Origin of the sequence: Rickettsia endosymbiont of Culicoides newsteadi, assembly GCF_002259525.1 — a bacterium.
Classification (GTDB): domain Bacteria; phylum Pseudomonadota; class Alphaproteobacteria; order Rickettsiales; family Rickettsiaceae; genus Tisiphia.
This window is the reverse complement of the sequence record NZ_MWZE01000154.1, coordinates 1-1,428: the sequence shown is the minus strand read 5'-3', so window position 1 is coordinate 1,428 and position 1,428 is coordinate 1. Positions and strand designations below refer to the sequence as shown.

Below are 1,428 nucleotides of genomic sequence, written 5' to 3'. Positions count from 1 at the left end.
AAATATCCACATCACTGCATTTATAAAAGTTCTATTATCTCTTGCAATACCTCCCCAACAACCTTTCTGACCAGGTAAATGGCTTTCTATCTTATTCCAAAGCTCATCGCTTATATCATGTCTTCTATGTGCTAAACTCATTGCTTCTTATCGCCTATTTTTATTACTACAATTATAATAACAAATCACATAAAATTATGCAATCACAATCTCGTGACGACATACCCCAGAATGTTATTGACAAAATGTCAGTAATTGGATTGACAAAATGCCCTTTACATGTGATACTGGCAGATACTGAAAATGGCATAAAAAGAGCCACTATCAGTATGATGCTTAACCGTGTCTTTGCACCTTGAGCTGGGTCGCCAAACTTTCTGCTCAAGGCTGCATTATTGATATTTATCAACTTTTTACCTCTTACATCATTTAAATCCAAATTCCTCAAAAGGATTTAGTAATTTTACTCCAAATTTATTAAAATGTTTAGTATTACGAGTAACTAAAACCATGTCATGAACTATTGCTTGTGCAGCAAGTAGGCTATCTACCTGATTTGTAGCATCAATAGCAAGTAATTCCCCCCAACATTTACATACATCTATACTATCTATACCAATGGTTCTAGCGGTATAATTTTTAATTAAAATATCTTGCCACCTTTCTAAACTTAATGATGCTACTAAATCTATCTGTCTCTTTTTAGCAATCCCTTTTTGAATCTCACCGATTGTTAAGTAACTTATATATAATGATTCTATAGCTACTTGATATAACCAAGATATTACTTGGCTATTTGGACTTTTCTTACGGAACTCTGACAATATATTAGTATCAAGTAAATATCTCATATATCAATATCTTCCCTAGCTTTACTTGGTTTTCTTTCAAATAAATCCTCATCATCATCGTTATCAACTTTTGGTATGGATAATAAAAATTCTTTAAATGACATAGGGGGTTTTATTTTATCACCTATATAATCTTCCGCTGAGATAATATAGACAGCTTTATGCCTCTTCTTATCATTTACTAATTGAGGTTGCCCGTTTTCAGCGAGTTCAATAATTTCTTCAAAATGTTCCTTTGCCTCTTGTAACTGCCATTTTTGCATAATTTACCTCTAATTTTATTAATTTAGTTATAATACCATTTTAACATTATTAGACCTAGCTCAAACTTTAGGTTAAATAGTTTCATAGTGCATTATAACTGTTTTTTTGCACCCACTAATCGATTTCTACTTCTCTTATTCTTAATAATACCAATTGAAATAGTTAAGGAGGTATATTACGTCAATTCGGGATAAGGGATAAGAAAAAATAAAGGAGATATAGGAGTTGCAAGGAGTTATAGCACTTAACATAGAGGTTAATATAAGTTATAATGATAGATAATGAATAAATTTAATAATAGCAATATGGCGAC

3 protein-coding genes and 1 pseudogene are annotated in these 1,428 nt (G+C 31.2%); all 4 read right to left on the bottom strand.

The genetic code is table 11. The features are described from left to right. A pseudogene (locus RiCNE_RS08195) lies at window positions 1-141 on the bottom strand (IS5/IS1182 family transposase); the annotation flags it as partial. Window positions 142-172: 31 nt separating this feature from the next. Further along, complete coding sequence (locus RiCNE_RS06965) at window positions 173-409, bottom strand: hypothetical protein (RefSeq protein ID WP_157905720.1); 237 nt, start codon at window positions 407-409, stop codon at window positions 173-175. A gap of 16 nt (window positions 410-425) precedes the next feature. Beyond that, complete coding sequence (locus tag RiCNE_RS06960; protein ID WP_094649826.1) at window positions 426-851, bottom strand: type II toxin-antitoxin system VapC family toxin; 426 nt, start codon at window positions 849-851, stop codon at window positions 426-428. After that, the gene (locus tag RiCNE_RS06955) at window positions 848-1,114 is read right to left on the bottom strand and encodes a type II toxin-antitoxin system prevent-host-death family antitoxin (RefSeq protein WP_094649825.1); all 267 of its coding nucleotides are present in this window, start codon (window positions 1,112-1,114) and stop codon (window positions 848-850) included. The genes RiCNE_RS06960 and RiCNE_RS06955 overlap by 4 nt, the downstream gene beginning before the upstream one ends. Window positions 1,115-1,428 lie beyond the last annotated feature (314 nt).